Raw genomic sequence first — 14,483 nt, 5'->3', positions numbered from 1 at the left:
GGGCTCAGGCAGCACCACCGTAGAGGCCCTCGACACCGAGGGGAATGACGTGCGGCCGGCCGGCGGTCGGCTCGTGGATGATTTGAGCGCGCAGGCCGAAGACCTCCAACAGCAACGACTCGGTGACCACCTCGGCCGGCGTTCCCTCGGCCAGGATTCGACCGCCCCTCATGGCGATGATGCGATCCGAGAACCGGGCGGCGAGCGAGATGTCGTGGAGCACCATCACCACGGTGCAGCCGCGGTCACGATTGAGTCCGCGGATGAGTTCGAGCACCTCCACCTGATGCGCCAGGTCGAGGAAGGTGGTCGGTTCATCCAGCAGCAGGATGTCAGTCTCCTGGGCAAGGATCATCGAAATCCAGGCACGCTGACGTTGCCCGCCGGAAAGGTCGTCGATCGGAGTGTCGGCCAGATCGGTCATCCCGGTAGCCCGGAGCGCGTCCAGCACGATGCGTTCATCCGTTGAGGAGAACTGCTGGTACCACTTCTGCCGGGGGTGACGGCCGCGGGAGACCAGGTCTGCGACGGTGAGCCCGGACGGCGCGTTCGGGCTCTGCGGCAGGGCGCTCAATTGGGTGGCGATGTGCCGTGTCGACAGTCGCTGGAGCGGCACTCCGTCAAGCAGGACTTCCCCGGCCTCCGGGGGCAACAGCCGGCCCAAGCCCTTCAAAAGGGTCGACTTTCCACTGCCATTGGGGCCGATCACCGCAGTGACCTGGCCGGGCGCGACCTGCAGTGACAGGTTCTCCACCACCCGCCGCCCTTCGTAGCCGAGCGACAGTCCCCGGGCGGTCAGCCGCGCTTCGATCCCAGCGTTCATGAGCCCTTCCTTGATGCGACGATCAGCAGATAGATGAGGTACGGCGCGCCAAGGACCGCGGTTCCCACTCCGACGGGAAGCGCGACCGGCAATGTACGCGCAGCGAGGATGTCGGAAACAAGCACGAAGATCGCCCCGACGACCATGGCGACGTTCACCGGTGGCACGACTCCGCGGGTGAGCAATCGGGCGATCTGGGGGCTGGCCAGGGCCACGAACGCCAGCGGTCCGGCGACCACCGTGGCGAGCGATGCCAGCAGCACCGCGATGGTCAGGGCGACGACCCGCACCAGGCCGAGCCGCACGCCCAGGCTGATCGCCGTGTCATCACCGAGGGTGGTGACGAACAGCCGCTGGGAAGCGAACGCGGCGGCCAGCAGCAGGGTGATCGCCGCGGCACCCATCGGCTGGATCAGGGTCCAGTCCTTGCCGTTGAGCGAACCCATCATCCAGGTGAGCGCCTGGGCGGTGCTGGAGACATCACCGAGGGTCAGCAGCCAGGTGGTGAGGCTCGTCGCCAGCCCGGACACCCCGAGCCCGACCAGGATCAGACGAAAGCTGTCGATCCCGCGCCGGTAGGCGAGCAGGTACACGGCAACTCCGCTCACCATCCCCGCGGTGAAGGCTGCGGTCGGCATGCCCACGCTGGCGGCCGCGCCGCTCAGCCCGGCCGCTCCCCCGCCGGCCGCGATGAGGACCGCGACCGCGCCGAGCGCCGCGCCGGAGGTGACACCGAGGATGTCCGGGCTCGCGAGCGGGTTGCGGGCGACGGTTTGCGTGATCGCGCCCGACGCTGCCAGGCATGCACCGACGATGACAGCCGCAACGGTTCGGGGTGCGCGGAACTCGGTTACCGCCAGGTAGTTGCTGGCATCGCTGGTGTCGCCGAGCAGCGCTGCCACCACGGCGGAAGGTTCAATGACTGAACCGCCGAGCGCCAGGTGCACGACTGCGGCAGCGATGAGCAGCACAATCGTTCCGACCCAGATGGTGGCTGCCCGCGGGTCCATCCGCAGCGATGCGTCGCCGATGCGCCAGACGCGGATCGATCGGATCGGCGCGGATGCCGGCGCGGTCACAGGGTGACCAGCTTCCGGCGACGGGCGAGGAGCACGAAGAACGGCGCTCCGATGACCGCGAGGATCACCGCGGCCGGGAGTTCGCCCGGGCGGGCGACGATACGCCCTATCGTGTCTGCCACCAGCAGCAGCGCGGCGCCCGCGACTGCGGAGGTGGGGATCAGCCACCGGTAGTCGCCGCCGACCACGGCGCGGGCGAGGTGGGGAACAATCAGTCCCGCGAAGGCGATCGGGCCGGCCATCATGACAGCGCTACCGGCAAGCAGCGTGATCGCCGCGATGCCGACGGTGCGCGACCGGCGCAACGACACCCCGAGCGACTGCGCGGTCTCCTCACCCAGGGCGAGAACGTTCAGCGACGAGGTGTTGGCGATGGCGAGCACGCCTCCGGCGAGCGCGAACGGCCAGACCAGGTCGATCGCGCCGCTGCGGCCGCTCAGTGAGCCCACCTGCCAGAACCGCAGGGTGTCCAGCGCGGCCTCGTTGAAGAGCACGATAGCGGTGACCAGGGCAGCGCACAAAGCGGCGACGGCTGCGCCGGCCAGCACCAGAGTGATCGCGGTCGCTCCCCGGCCGGCCAGGTGCGCAATGGTGAAGACCAGCATGCTGGCCACGAGTGCACCGATGAAGGCCATGATCGCCAGGACGATCCAGGGCACCGTGCCGGCCAGGGCAGTCGTCGCCACGACCGCGAGGGCGGCGCCCTGGAAGATGCCGAGCAGCCCGGGGTCGGCGATCGGGTTCCGGGTGTGACCCTGCACCATGGCGCCTGCCAGTCCGAGGCAGGCGCCGACGACGATTCCCAGCACCGTGCGCGGCCAGCGGAGTTCACGGATGGTCACATCCATGGTGGTGGCCGTGGGGCTGAAGACCGCATGCCAGAGTTCGGCCGGCGATGATGGCGCACTCCCGACAGCGACGCTCGCGATGATCGCGACACCCAGAGCGAGCACCACCAAGGCGAGTAACACCAGCCGCCGGGGCGCAGTGATGGCGCGGCGAGGCGATTGGTTTTCCACGGGTTCCCTGTGACGGAGCTGTTCTGGACGAGGCGGCAAGTGCTGCTACAGTCTAGCTCGCAATGTAGCTTAGGCTTACCTAAGTTCACCCTCGTTCGACACCGAAAGCATCCACGTGAAATCACAACGCCTTCTGAAGTCCCTTACCGCTGTCGCCGCGCTCGCCACCCTCCTCGGAGTTTCTGCGTGCAGCACGGCCAGTGCGCCAGTCGCCGAGGTGGCCGCCGCCGACGGCTTCCCCATTGTCATCGAGCACGCCATGGGATCGACCGAAATCCCCGAGAAGCCGATCCGCGTGGTCGCTCTCGACCCGAGCTATGTGGATGCCACGCTGCTGCTGGGTGCGGAATTGGTCGGCTACGCGCAGTACCGTCAGGACCCGACGAACCCGTTCGCGCCCTACCTCGGCGACGTCGCATCCGAAACCAAGGATGCTGTCAACGTGGGCACCATGGCCGAGCCGGACCTCGAGAAGATCCTCGAACTCGAGCCCGACCTGATCATCTCCGCCAAGGTGCGCCAGGAGGCCCTCTACCCGCAGCTGTCGAAGATCGCACCCACCGTTTTCTCGGAGAGCACTGGCCCGACCTGGAAGGAGAACGTCGTTCTCCTCGGTGAGGCGCTCGGCAAAAAGGACAAGGCAGAAGAGCTGGTTGCCGCCTACCAGAAGCGGGCGGCGGATGTCGGCGCCGCCATCCTGGCCGCGGATCCGGAGCTCACCTACTCGCTGATCCGGTTCGTCGGCGAAGACACGGCCCGCCTGTACTCATCCGATTCCTTCATCGGCGAGATCATGGCCGACATGGGCATTCCCCGCCCAGCCGACGGTCCGGATACCACGGAGTCGATCTTCGTTCCGTTGTCGGCCGAGCAGATCCTCGAGGGGGACGCCGGGCTGGTCATGGTCAGCGCGTTCACGCCGGATGGCGCAGAAGGGGATGCGTCACGGGCGCAGCAGGAGCTTTTCGAGTCCAATCCGTTGTGGGACCGGCTTCAGGGAGACCTGCTGAACGTCGATGACGGCACTTTCCTGGCATCCGTGAGCATCCAGGGAGCCCAGTCGGTGATCACCCAGCTGGCTGAGCACTTCGGAGTGGACCCGCAGCTGCCATAGTCGGCAATACGACTCAGCCGATGTGCCGGCGCACCTCATCCATGAATTGCTTCGGCTCATCAGCGAACAGCCTGATCTCCCACACGGTCTCCGGACCGTGCGGGAGGCGGATGGCGGTCGGACGCTCGAGCGTGATCAGGATGTTGGTCTCATTCTGAATCCGCAGGTGCAGGGTGTCGCCCCCCTCGCCCGACGTCACCTTCGGCTCCTTGGCCGACTCGACCACCTGCTTGTCCGGCTCCACCGAATAGACGTCGTCCCAGGAGATCGGGATGTCGACCTCCGCGCCATTGCGCACCCGGATGCCGTCTGGCCCGACAGCGTGCGGTCGGGTGAGGTAGCCGAGGAGGAAACCCACCATGAAGGTGAGCCCCCAGATTCCCAGAATGAGGAACGGGATGCGCACGAACAGCCATTGGTGCACGATCAGGTCGATGATCGGGATCTCGACGGCCGACAGGACGATGAAGATGATCATGATCGACATGAGCGGGCGGTGGTAGGTGAACCCCTTCGCACCGGCCGGCACGTTCGGTCGGCGGAAGATGAACCGGTAAAGGCTCAGCCAGACGCCGATCTCCATGCTGATCGCACGACGGCCGACATAGACGACCTTCTGCCACGGCGTTCGGCGCTGCCTGGCGGTCGTCACGGTCATGACGCCCCCAGTTCCGAGTTCGCCTGATCGGTCGCCATCAGCTCCTTGAGACGACCGATAACCACGTCGAGGCTGCGTTCCAACTGATCGACGTCACCGTGATTGAGGCCGACGACCAGGTCGTGCGAGAGTATCCGGTGGTCTTCGGCCATCTTCGCCATGGTGCGCTCGCCCAATTCCGTGAGCGACACGACGGTCGCCCGGCGGTCGGTCGGATGGTCACCCCTGACCACGTAGGCGGATGCTTCGAGCGCGTCAACGAGGCCGGTGATGTTGCGGGGGCTCACCTGAAGGGCCACCGCCAGCGACTGTTGGGTGGACGGGCCCAAGCGCTGGAGTTCCCACAGCAGGTGGGTGCGGGCGGTCGTCAGCGGTGTTCCCTCGAAAAACCGGGTGAGGTCCTCCTGAAGGAGAGCTGTCACCGCCAGCAACTGATCGAGCACGCGAGGTTCCATCTAATGATGGTAGTACATCATTACCTATATTCACGAGTTTGATGCGGGCGAGAAAAAAGACCCGATCTCTCGGGCCTTCACTTGCTGGGGTACCTGGACTCGAACCAAGAACAAGAGAATCAGAATCTCCCGTGTTGCCAATTACACCATACCCCAATGGTCCGAACCGGAATCCGAACCGATTGACCACTTTACCGTACCGGACGAGGCGGGGCGAACACGTCAGCGACTGTGGGCGGTCGGGATGCCGATCAGGTCTCGGTTGATGGTGGCCGCGACCCGACCACCGGATCCAGCCGCGACGATGAGCTGCTGCGGGCCGGGCGAGGTGATGTCCCCCGCGGCATACACGCCGGCATGACTGGTGCGGCCATCACGGTCGACGGTCAGCAGCCCCCAGCCATCGGTGTGGAGCCCGAGCGAGCCGGCGAACTCCAGCTGGGCGTGCCACTTGGGGCGCACGAAACCGCCCGACATCGCGATAACGTCGCCGTCGACCAGTCGGACGCCCGTGACCCCGTGGCGGTCCCCCTCGACATCATCGATCGCACGGCGCTCAACGGTCACCCCACGCTCGGCGAGGAGCGCCTCCTGGCCTGGAGTGATCGCATCCGCCCCGTTAGTGAATACGGTCAGGTAGTGGCTCCACTGCGAGATCAGCAGGGCGCGCCAGGCGACATCCGACGTCTCACCGATGAGCGCGATCGGGCGGTCGCTGTACTCGTAGCCATCGCACGCCACACAACTGAACAGCCCGAGACCATAGAACGAGCGGATGCTCGGAAGGGCAGGGAGCTCCTCGTGCAGCCCCGTCGCCACCAGCACGGTTCGGGCGGTGACCAGCCGGTCGGGCTTGCCGTTGATGCCCTTCGCGTTCACTTCGAACAGGCCGGTCGACCCGGTCGTATGAGTATCCGTCTCGTACACGTGCTCGCCGGGCGTGCCCAGCGCGGTCACCGTTTGCACCCTGGCCAGCTGGTATTCGGCCCCGGGGTATGCGGTCAGGTCCTCGCGGGCGAGGCGCCGCAACTCGTGCGGGGCCACACCATCACGCGTGATGAAACCGTGGGAGACGAGCGTCGCGGCGTTGCGCGGGCGGTTGGCGTCGAGCACCAGCACGCGACGCCGGGCGCGCGCCAGGTTGAGTGCGGCGCTGAGTCCGGCCGGTCCGGCACCGACGATGACGACGTCGTAGTCGGCCTGCACCGGCCCCGATGTCACCACGGTGGCTCCCTACAAGTGGTCCGCGAGCCGCTGCACGCGCGCGATGGTCGAATCCCTGCCGAGCAGTTCCATCGACTCGAACAGCGGCGGGCTGATGCGGCGACCAGACAGGGCGGTGCGCAGCGGGCCGAACGCGATGCGCGGCTTCAGCGCGAGCCCGTCGATGAGGGCTTCCCGAAGGGCAGCCTCGATCGCCTCGTGCGTCCAATCGGCGACCTCCATCAGGGCGGCAACGGATGCGTCGAGCACCTGCCTGCCCTCGGCGCCCGGCATGGCATCCGCGTCGTACTCGATGCGGTCGTCGTCGGTGAACAGGAAGGACAGGAGCGCGGGGGCCTCCCCCAGCAACTGCATGCGCTCCTGGACGAGCGGCGCCGCCTTCGCGAGCAGCACCCGGTCTTCGCCGCTGTCGACGACACCGGTCAAGTAGGGCAGCAGGCGTTCCGCGAAATCGTGCGGTTCGAGCATCCGGATGTGGTCGCCGTTGATCGATTCCGCCTTCTTCTGGTCGAAGCGGGCGGGGTTCGGGTTGACGTCCTCCACGTCGAACGCGGCCACCATCTCGTCGATGGTGAACACGTCGCGGTCGTGGGTCAGCGACCACCCGAGCAGGGCGAGGTAGTTGACCAGGCCCTCCGGGATGAAGCCGCGGTCGCGGTGGTGGAACAGGTTCGACGCCGGATCGCGCTTGGACAGCTTCTTGTTGCCTTCGCCCATGACGTAGGGGAGGTGCCCGAAACGGGGAATGAACTCTGTCAGGCCGATCTCGATGAGGGCGGCGTAGAGGGCGATCTGGCGCGGGGTGCTCGACAGCAGGTCCTCGCCACGCAGCACGTGGGTGACCCCCATCAGCGCGTCGTCGACCGGGTTGACGAAGGTGTAGAGCGGGATTCCGTTCGGGCGCACCACCACGAAGTCGGTGAAGCTGCCGGCGGGGAAGGTGATGTCGCCGCGAACCAGGTCGGTGAAGCTGAGGTCGGTGTCCGGAACGCGGAGACGCAGCGCCGGTTCGCGGCCCTCCGCGCGATACGCGGCCTTCTGGGCATCCGTCAGATCCCGCTCGAAATTGTCGTAACCCTGTTTGGGGTCGCGGCCGTTCGCCACGTTGCGCGCCTCGATCTCCTCGCCCGTGGCGAAGGACTCGTACAGTCGGCCGGTGGCCTTCAGCTTCTCGATGACACCCTCATAGATGTCGCTGCGCTGGGACTGCCGGTACGGGCCGTGCGGGCCGCCGACGTCGATCCCCTCGTCCCAGTCGATCTTCAGCCAGCGAAGCGCCTCCAGCAATTGCAGGTAGCTCTCCTCGCTGTCTCGCGCGGCATCCGTGTCCTCGATGCGGAAGATCAGCTTGCCGCCGGTGTGCCGGGCGTAGGCCCAGTTGAAGAGCACCGTGCGGATCAGCCCGACGTGCGGTGTGCCGGTCGGAGACGGGGCGAAACGAACGCGCACATCGGCGCCGGATGCGGTGGAGAACTGAGCAGACATTGCTGCAATTCTAGGCTCACTCTGCCGTGATGCAGGTGATGCGCTAAAATTGTCATCATGCGCACCACACTCTCGATCGACGAAGCGCTGCTTGAGCGCGCGAAGAAGCGTGCGGCTGAACGAGGGCAAACCCTCGGCCAGTACGTGGAAGACGCCGTTCGCCGGGACCTGGTGGCGCCGCCTCAGGAGAAGGCCGCGCCGGCGCTTCCCACATTCACCCGAGGAACGGGCATGAGGCCAGGCCTTGACCCCTCATCGAATCGAGCCCTCTTCGATGCGCTCGACTCGAGCGGCGACCTGGCGTGATCGTTCTCGACGTCAACGTCGTGCTGGCCGCCTTCCGGCAGGACCATGCGCACCATTCGGCTGCCCGCCCCTGGTTGGAGCGCACGCTCGCTGACGGGACGGGCATCCTGGTCTCCGACGCCGTCTGGATCGGCTTCGTCCGCCTGGTCACCAACTCCCACATTTTCGAAGTGCCATCCACTCCAAGCGAGGCTTTCGGGTTTGTCGACGCGGTCTGTGCAGCGCCGTCGTATGTGCAGGTGCCCGGCCTCCACGACGGCTTGACCCCGTTCAAGAAACTGGTGCTGTCATCTGACTCATGGGCCAATCTCATCCCGGATGCCTACCTCGCCTCGATCGCGCTGTCTCACGCCTGCCCCATCGCCAGCTTCGACCGCGACTTTCGCCGGTTCGACGGGCTCGAGATCGTGGTGCCGAGAGCCTGAAACGCCAACCAGACCGAAACCACCCGCGCTCAACAGGATGGATTCGGCGAAGCGGGCATGTCGCTACGCCCGCTACCGCGTGTCGCCGAATCCATCCTGTTGACGGCGGCGCTACTACGGCATTGCGGCCTTGCTCCGCACGACCTCGGGGTCGCCGATTTAGCCATGGGAATCGTCCTTTCCGACGAGGTCGTGAACAGTGCGGGTAAAAGGCCCCCACTGCTCGCGGAAGGTGTTCAGCTGCTCGGTGCCGGCATCCGTCAATCGGTAGTACTTGCGAATCGGGCCCGCGTCCGAAGCCTGTTCGTAGGTGCTGACCAGCCCCTGGGCGCGCAGTCTGCTCAGCATCGGGTAGAGCGTGCCGATGCTCGCGATCATGCCGTGGGCGATGAGCGTCTCAGACAGCTGCCTGCGGACGTTTCGGGCCGACGCGCGCACTTTTCAGTGGGTCGCGCAAAAGTATGCGCCTGCGAGCTACTGAAAAAGGCGCGCTGCCGGGTCTCGACAAGCTCGACCAGCGGATGTGACGAGCGGCGCCCCGTCGGCGAGCCCAGGGAACGGAAGCCGGGCAGACCCTTTGACGAGGTCAGGGCAGCGGATGGCTCTGGGCGGCGGGCGGCTCGGTGAGTGAGCAGCCTCAGGCGCGGTTGCGCGCCGGGTTGCTCAGGGTACCGATCTCGTCGATGGTGATGTCGACGGTCTGGCCGTCGACGAAACCGCCGAGGCCGGCGGGCGTCCCGGTGAGGATGACGTCGCCTGGCAGGAGGGTCCACACGTCCGAGATGTACTCGATCAGCTCGGGGATCTTGTGAATCAGGTCCTTCGTGTTGCCGTGCCGACGCGGCTCACCGTCGACAAAGGTCTGGATGTTCAGGTTGGTCGGGTCCAGCTCTGTCTCGATCACCGGTCCCAGCGGGCAGAACGTGTCATAGCCCTTCGCCCGGGCCCACTGGCCGTCGGCGAACATCTGGTCCCTGGCCGACACGTCGTTGGCGATCGTGTAGCCGAAGATGTAGTCGGCGTAGTCGGCCGCCTTTACCCGCTTGGCGATCTTGCCGACGACGATTGCGAGCTCGCCCTCGTGCACGATTCGACCCTCCACGGGCGGAATCTGGATGGCCTCGCCCGGGCCGATCACCGAGGTGTTCGGCTTGAGGAAGATCAACGGCGCGCTCGGCGCATCGATCGGCATCTCCGCCTTGTGCTCGGCATAGTTCAGCCCGACGCAGACGACCTTGGAGCGCGGAATGACCGGTGCCAGCAGCTTCGCGTCCGCGAGGGCCACGCGCTCACCGGTGGTGCCGTAGCCGCTGAACATGGGGTCCCCGGCCAGGACGACGAGTTCGTCACCATCAACAATTCCGTAGCGGGGGCTGGCATCATCAACTGCAAAGCGCGCGATTTTCACCGTTCGAGTCTACCGGCGCGGTTGCAACCGCTTACACGGGCGGATACCACGCAGTGCATGTCCACTACGCGTCCAGGCGGGTCAGCCACCCGTGCTTGTCGGGCACCCGGCCGTACTGGATGTCGGTGAGTTCCTGGCGCAGCGACATGGTCAGCTCACCGGCCACGGCATCCGCTGATCCGATCTCGAAACCTTCGGCCTTGACGACGGCGATCGGCGTGACGACGGCCGCGGTACCGCAGGCGAACATCTCGACGATGTCACCGGATGCCACGCCTTCGCGCCACTCATTGATGGTGACCCGGCGTCGCACCACCGTCAGCCCACGATCTTCGGCGAGCTGCAGGATGCTGTCGCGGGTGATCCCCTCGAGGATGCTGTCGGACTCCGGGGTGACGAGCGTGCCGTCCTTGTAGACCAGCACCACATTCATGCCGCCCAGTTCTTCGACGTATTTGCCCTCAGCGGAGTCGAGGAACAGCACCTGGGCGCACCCCTTCTCGGAGGCCTGCGCCTGGGCGAGCAGCGACGACGCGTAGTTGCCGCCGGTCTTGGCGGCGCCGGTTCCGCCGCGGCCGGCCCTGGCGTACTCGGTGGAGAGCCAGATCGCAACGGGGGCGACACCGCCGTGGAAGTAGGCGCCGGCCGGGCTGGCGATCACGTAGTAGTTGACCTTCTTTGCCGGTCGCACACCCAGGAACGCCTCTTTGGCGAACATGAATGGCCTCAGGTACAGGCTGGTCTCCGCGGCCGACGGCACCCAGTCGGCGTCGACCGCGATGAGCTGCTTGAGCGACTCGATGAAGTAGTCGGTGGGCAGTTCAGGCAGGGCGAGGCGCGCAGCGGAGTGCTGCATCCGGCGGGCGTTCGCCTCCGGCCGGAACGTCCAGATCGAGCCGTCCTGGTGGCGATAGGCCTTCATTCCCTCGAAGATCTCCTGGCCATAGTGCAACACCGCTGCCGCAGGGTCGAGGGCGATCGGGCCGTAAGGCTGAACCCGCGGACGGTGCCAGCCGCCCTGCTCCGACCAGCAGATGTCGACCATGTGGTCGCTGAAGCTGGTGCCGAAGCCCGGGTTGGCCAGAATCGCCTCCCGCTCCTGAACGCTTCGAGCGTTGTCGTTCTTGGTGACGGCGAAGGTCAGTTCGGTGGGAGCGAGCAGGTTCTTCATGGTGGTCCTTTACTGGTCTTGCGTAGAGATTACTCCGACAGTGCTGCGACGATCGCGTCGCCGATCTCGGCAGTGCTGCGCCGTGCGTCTCCGCGGACGGCGAGGTCGGCTTCAACGGCTGCGTCCACCCGGTCCGCCGCTTCCGGCAGCCCGAGGTGGTTCAGCATGAGCGCCACCGAGAGGATGGCTGCCGTGGGATCTGCCAGCTGCTGGCCGGCGATGTCTGGTGCCGAGCCGTGCACCGGCTCGAACATGCTGGGGAATGTGCCGTCCGGGTTGATGTTTCCGGATGCCGCCAGCCCGATGCCACCGCTGATTGCGCCGGCGAGGTCGGTGAGGATGTCACCGAAGAGGTTGTCTGTGACGATCGTATCGAATCGGGACGGATTCACCACCAGGTGGATGGTCGCGGCATCGACGTGCTGGTAGTCCACGGCGACATCCGGGTACTCGGTGCTGATGGCATCCACTGTCCGCTGCCAGAGGCTGCCCGCATTCACCAGCACGTTGGTCTTGTGCACCAGGGTGAGTTTCTTCGCCGGCCGCGAGTTGGCCAGTTCGAATCCGTAGCGAACCAGACGGTCGACGCCGAACGCCGTGTTGACGCTCACCTCGTTGGCGACCTCCTGTGGCGTGCCACGGCGGATGCTGCCGCCATTTCCGACGTACGGCCCCTCGGTTCCCTCCCGCACGACCACGAAATCGACATCGCCCGGATTGGCGAGCGGCGACGCCACAGAGGGGTAAAGACGGGTGGGGCGCAGGTTCACGTAATGGTCGAAAGCGAACCGGAGCTTCAGCAGCAGGCCGCGCTCGATGATGCCGCCGGCGAGGCGGGCATCCCGTGGGTCGCCGCCGACCGCGCCCAGGAGGATCGCGTCGTGCTTCGCCAGCTCGTTCAGGTCGTCGTCATCGAGGATGTTTCCGGTCTCCAGGAAGTGCCGCGCGCTGAACGGAAAGTCCGTCGTTTCGACCGCCACATCGTCCGAAACCACCGCGTTCAGCACTTTCACAGCCTCCGCAGTGACCTCGGGGCCGATTCCGTCCCCGGCGATGACGGCAAGCGTGATGGTACGGGGCATTTCTGGCTCCTCAGGGGCTCGGGACGGATGGCTCCCCCAAGGCTACCGCGCCGCGTTCCGCTATCACTTTCCCGCCGTTTTCGGCGTCGCCGCGCTAGCGTTGTGGGGAGATAGCAGTGCGCGGCTCAGCCTTACCGGCCGTTACTGAGGTCTACCAACGCAAGTGAGAGGACACAGAAAATGGGTATCGGATCTGGAATTTTTCTCTTCGTTGTCGGCGCGATCCTCACCTTCGCCATCAACGTTCAGGTCGACTGGGCAAACCTCGACCTTATCGGCTACCTGCTCATGGGAGCCGGAATCGTCGTGTTCCTGGTATCGCTCGTCCTCGTCATGAGGAAGCGTTCCTCGACTGAGACAGTGCGTCACGTTGACAGTGCGGGTGGAGAACGCGTCACCCAGCGCGAGAACCGCTCGACGACTGACAACACGACTGACCCGCTGGTCTAAGAACAGACGACGAAGGGCCCGGCAAGACTGCCGGGCCCTTCGCCATGTTCGAAGGTCTTATTCGCTGATTTCGATCTGACGCACCAGGTCTGCCTCGATCGCCACTCGCACGGTGTTCAGCAGGTCCTCGGATGCCGGCGAGTCGATAGTCAGCACGCTGAGCGCCTGTCCACCGGCTGTCCGCCGGCTGATCTGCATGCCGGCGATGTTGATTCCGGCTTCGCCGAACTCCTGGCCGAAGATGGCAACGATGCCCGGGCGGTCGGTGTACACCATGACGACGAAGTGGTCGGCGATCGGCACCTCGACATCGTAGCCGTTGATCTCGACTACCTTCTCGATCTGCTTCGTGCCGGTCAGCGTTCCCGAGACGGACACCTCCGAGCCGTCGGCAAGCCCGCCGCGGATGGTCAGGAGGTTCCGGTATTCGTCGCTCACGCCATCCGTGATCAGGCGGGTCTGGATTCCCCGTTGCTCGGCAAGCAGCGGTGCGTTCACGTAGGAAACGTTCTCGCTGACGATGTTCGTGAAGATGCCCTTGAGGGCAGCCAGCTTCAGCACGCTGACGTCGAACTCGGCGATCTCGCCCCGGGCTTCGATGTCGATGCTGGTCACGGGGCTGTCGGCGAGCCCACTGAAGATCTGGCCCAGCTTCTCCATGAGCGGGATGCCGGGTCGCACCAGGGGGTTGATGACCCCGCCTGCGACGTTGACGGCATCCGGAACCAGTTCGCCGTCGAGGGCAAGACGCACCGACTTGGCAACCGAGACGCCGGCCTTCTCCTGCGCCTCGTCGGTGGACGCACCGAGGTGGGGGGTGAGCACGATGTTGTCGAGGCCGAGCAGCGGGGAGTCGCGCGGCGGCTCGCTGACGAACACGTCGAGGCCTGCTGCCGCGATCTGCTTGGTGGAGAGCGCCTGGTAGAGAGCGTCTTCGTCAATGATGCCGCCGCGGCTGCAGTTGACGATGCGCAGGCTCGGTTTCGCCTTGGCGAATTGCTCGGCGCCGAACAGGCCGGTGGTCTCCGGGGTCTTCGGGATGTGGATGGTGATGAAATCCGACTGTTCGACGAGCTCGTCCAGGGTGACGACCTTGACACCGAGTTGCTGCGCACGGGTCGGGGTGACGTAGGGGTCGTAGGCGATGAGTTCGGCGCCGAATCCGGCCAGGCGCTCAGCCACCAGGCTGCCGATGCGGCCGAGGCCGACGATGCCGATAGTTTTCTCGAACAGCTCGATGCCGGTGTATCTGGAGCGATTCCACTCCCCCGCCTTCATCGACTGGTTCGCCTCCGGAATGAACCGGGCCAGGCTCAGGATGTGGCCGACCGCCAGCTCGGCGGCAGAGATGACGTTCGACGTCGGTGCATTCACGACCATGACGCCGGCGGTGGTTGCCGCCTTGATGTCGACGTTGTCGAGCCCAACACCCGCGCGAGCGATCACCTTCAGCTTCGTGCCCGCCGCGATGGCCTCCTCATCGAGTCGGGTCGCCGAGCGGATGAGCACAGCACTCGCATCCCCCAGTTCACGCAGCAGCGCGGCACGGTCCGTGCCGTCGACCTTCCTGACCTCGAAGTCCGGTCCCAGGGCCTCTACGGTGGCCGGCGACAGTTCTTCAGCGATCAGTACGACAGGTTTCGACACGAAACGTTCCTTCGGTTGCGCAGGCGGGAGGGCTTCGCGCCGCGACCCTGGGGCGCCAGATAGTTACATACTCTAACGGCAGGCGGATACGCACCGGGGAATGTGACGGCCATCCGCCCAAGCCCGCCGGAATACTG

The 14,483-nt window shown here is 65.8% G+C and carries 16 protein-coding genes and 1 tRNA gene; 4 read left to right on the top strand and 13 right to left on the bottom strand.

What is annotated here, in order from left to right; genetic code table 11:
* Nucleotides 1–4: 4 nt before the first annotated feature.
* From ACX3PH_RS05635 to ACX3PH_RS05625, 3 genes are read right to left on the bottom strand one after another with little or no spacing between them, the layout of a single operon-like run.
* Complete coding sequence (locus ACX3PH_RS05635) at nucleotides 5–823, bottom strand: ABC transporter ATP-binding protein (RefSeq protein WP_459090286.1); 819 nt, start codon at nucleotides 821–823, stop codon at nucleotides 5–7.
* Nucleotides 820–1,902 (bottom strand): FecCD family ABC transporter permease, encoded by a 1,083-nt coding sequence (locus tag ACX3PH_RS05630; protein ID WP_459090284.1) that lies wholly within the window; start codon nucleotides 1,900–1,902, stop codon nucleotides 820–822. Before ACX3PH_RS05630 ends, ACX3PH_RS05635 begins: the two co-directional genes overlap by 4 nt.
* A complete protein-coding gene (locus ACX3PH_RS05625) occupies nucleotides 1,899–2,921 on the bottom strand; it encodes a FecCD family ABC transporter permease (RefSeq protein ID WP_459090282.1) in 1,023 nt (340 codons plus the stop codon). Before ACX3PH_RS05625 ends, ACX3PH_RS05630 begins: the two co-directional genes overlap by 4 nt.
* 115 nt (nucleotides 2,922–3,036) lie before the next feature.
* On the opposite strand from ACX3PH_RS05625, the gene ACX3PH_RS05620 reads away from it, so the two are divergent.
* On the top strand, nucleotides 3,037–4,035 hold the full coding sequence (locus tag ACX3PH_RS05620) for an ABC transporter substrate-binding protein (protein WP_459090280.1): 999 nt from the start codon (nucleotides 3,037–3,039) through the stop codon (nucleotides 4,033–4,035).
* A gap of 13 nt (nucleotides 4,036–4,048) precedes the next feature.
* On the opposite strand, the gene ACX3PH_RS05615 is transcribed toward ACX3PH_RS05620, so the two are convergent.
* The 5 genes from ACX3PH_RS05615 to gltX form a co-directional block, all read right to left on the bottom strand.
* Nucleotides 4,049–4,693 carry a hypothetical protein gene (locus ACX3PH_RS05615; RefSeq protein WP_459090278.1) on the bottom strand — a complete coding sequence of 215 codons (645 nt, stop codon included), beginning with the start codon at nucleotides 4,691–4,693 and terminating at the stop codon, nucleotides 4,049–4,051.
* Nucleotides 4,690–5,148 (bottom strand): MarR family winged helix-turn-helix transcriptional regulator, encoded by a 459-nt coding sequence (locus tag ACX3PH_RS05610; protein ID WP_459090276.1) that lies wholly within the window; start codon nucleotides 5,146–5,148, stop codon nucleotides 4,690–4,692. Before ACX3PH_RS05610 ends, ACX3PH_RS05615 begins: the two co-directional genes overlap by 4 nt.
* Nucleotides 5,149–5,232: 84 nt before the next feature.
* Nucleotides 5,233–5,304, bottom strand: a tRNA-Gln gene (locus ACX3PH_RS05605).
* 66 nt (nucleotides 5,305–5,370) lie between these two features.
* Nucleotides 5,371–6,372, bottom strand: coding sequence for an NAD(P)/FAD-dependent oxidoreductase (locus tag ACX3PH_RS05600; protein WP_459090274.1), 1,002 nt, complete (start codon nucleotides 6,370–6,372; stop codon nucleotides 5,371–5,373).
* A 9-nt stretch (nucleotides 6,373–6,381) separates the two neighbouring features.
* Nucleotides 6,382–7,857 (bottom strand): glutamate--tRNA ligase, encoded by a 1,476-nt coding sequence (gltX, locus tag ACX3PH_RS05595; protein WP_459090272.1) that lies wholly within the window; start codon nucleotides 7,855–7,857, stop codon nucleotides 6,382–6,384.
* Between the two features lie 57 nt (nucleotides 7,858–7,914).
* Here gltX and ACX3PH_RS05590 point away from each other — a divergent pair, with 57 nt between their 5' ends.
* Both ACX3PH_RS05590 and ACX3PH_RS05585 read left to right on the top strand, forming a co-directional pair.
* On the top strand, nucleotides 7,915–8,163 hold the full coding sequence (locus ACX3PH_RS05590) for a hypothetical protein (RefSeq protein ID WP_459090270.1): 249 nt from the start codon (nucleotides 7,915–7,917) through the stop codon (nucleotides 8,161–8,163).
* Nucleotides 8,160–8,588, top strand: coding sequence for a TA system VapC family ribonuclease toxin (locus ACX3PH_RS05585; RefSeq protein WP_459090268.1), 429 nt, complete (start codon nucleotides 8,160–8,162; stop codon nucleotides 8,586–8,588). Before ACX3PH_RS05590 ends, ACX3PH_RS05585 begins: the two co-directional genes overlap by 4 nt.
* A 159-nt stretch (nucleotides 8,589–8,747) precedes the next feature.
* Here ACX3PH_RS05585 and ACX3PH_RS05580 read toward each other — a convergent pair whose 3' ends face one another.
* The 4 genes from ACX3PH_RS05580 to ACX3PH_RS05565 form a co-directional block, all read right to left on the bottom strand.
* Nucleotides 8,748–9,026, bottom strand: a complete 279-nt coding sequence (locus tag ACX3PH_RS05580; protein ID WP_459090266.1) for a PadR family transcriptional regulator — start codon at nucleotides 9,024–9,026, stop codon at nucleotides 8,748–8,750.
* Nucleotides 9,027–9,225: 199 nt separating this feature from the next.
* Entirely contained in the window at nucleotides 9,226–9,996 is a 771-nt protein-coding gene (locus ACX3PH_RS05575; RefSeq protein ID WP_459090264.1) for a fumarylacetoacetate hydrolase family protein, read from the bottom strand.
* 64 nt (nucleotides 9,997–10,060) lie between these two features.
* On the bottom strand, nucleotides 10,061–11,167 hold the full coding sequence (locus tag ACX3PH_RS05570; protein ID WP_459090262.1) for a branched-chain amino acid aminotransferase: 1,107 nt from the start codon (nucleotides 11,165–11,167) through the stop codon (nucleotides 10,061–10,063).
* 29 nt (nucleotides 11,168–11,196) lie between these two features.
* Nucleotides 11,197–12,249, bottom strand: coding sequence for a 3-isopropylmalate dehydrogenase (locus ACX3PH_RS05565; RefSeq protein ID WP_459090260.1), 1,053 nt, complete (start codon nucleotides 12,247–12,249; stop codon nucleotides 11,197–11,199).
* A 180-nt stretch (nucleotides 12,250–12,429) separates the two neighbouring features.
* Between ACX3PH_RS05565 and ACX3PH_RS05560 the strand changes: the two genes are divergently transcribed.
* Nucleotides 12,430–12,699, top strand: coding sequence for a DUF6458 family protein (locus tag ACX3PH_RS05560; protein ID WP_459090258.1), 270 nt, complete (start codon nucleotides 12,430–12,432; stop codon nucleotides 12,697–12,699).
* 57 nt (nucleotides 12,700–12,756) lie between these two features.
* Here the strand turns inward: ACX3PH_RS05560 and serA are convergent, their stop codons facing one another.
* Complete coding sequence (serA, locus tag ACX3PH_RS05555) at nucleotides 12,757–14,346, bottom strand: phosphoglycerate dehydrogenase (protein ID WP_459090256.1); 1,590 nt, start codon at nucleotides 14,344–14,346, stop codon at nucleotides 12,757–12,759.
* Nucleotides 14,347–14,483 lie beyond the last annotated feature (137 nt).

It is taken from the genome of Homoserinimonas sp. A520, from assembly GCF_054489245.1.
Note: the sequence above shows the minus strand (reverse complement) of the source record. Positions and strands in the feature narration are given on the sequence as shown.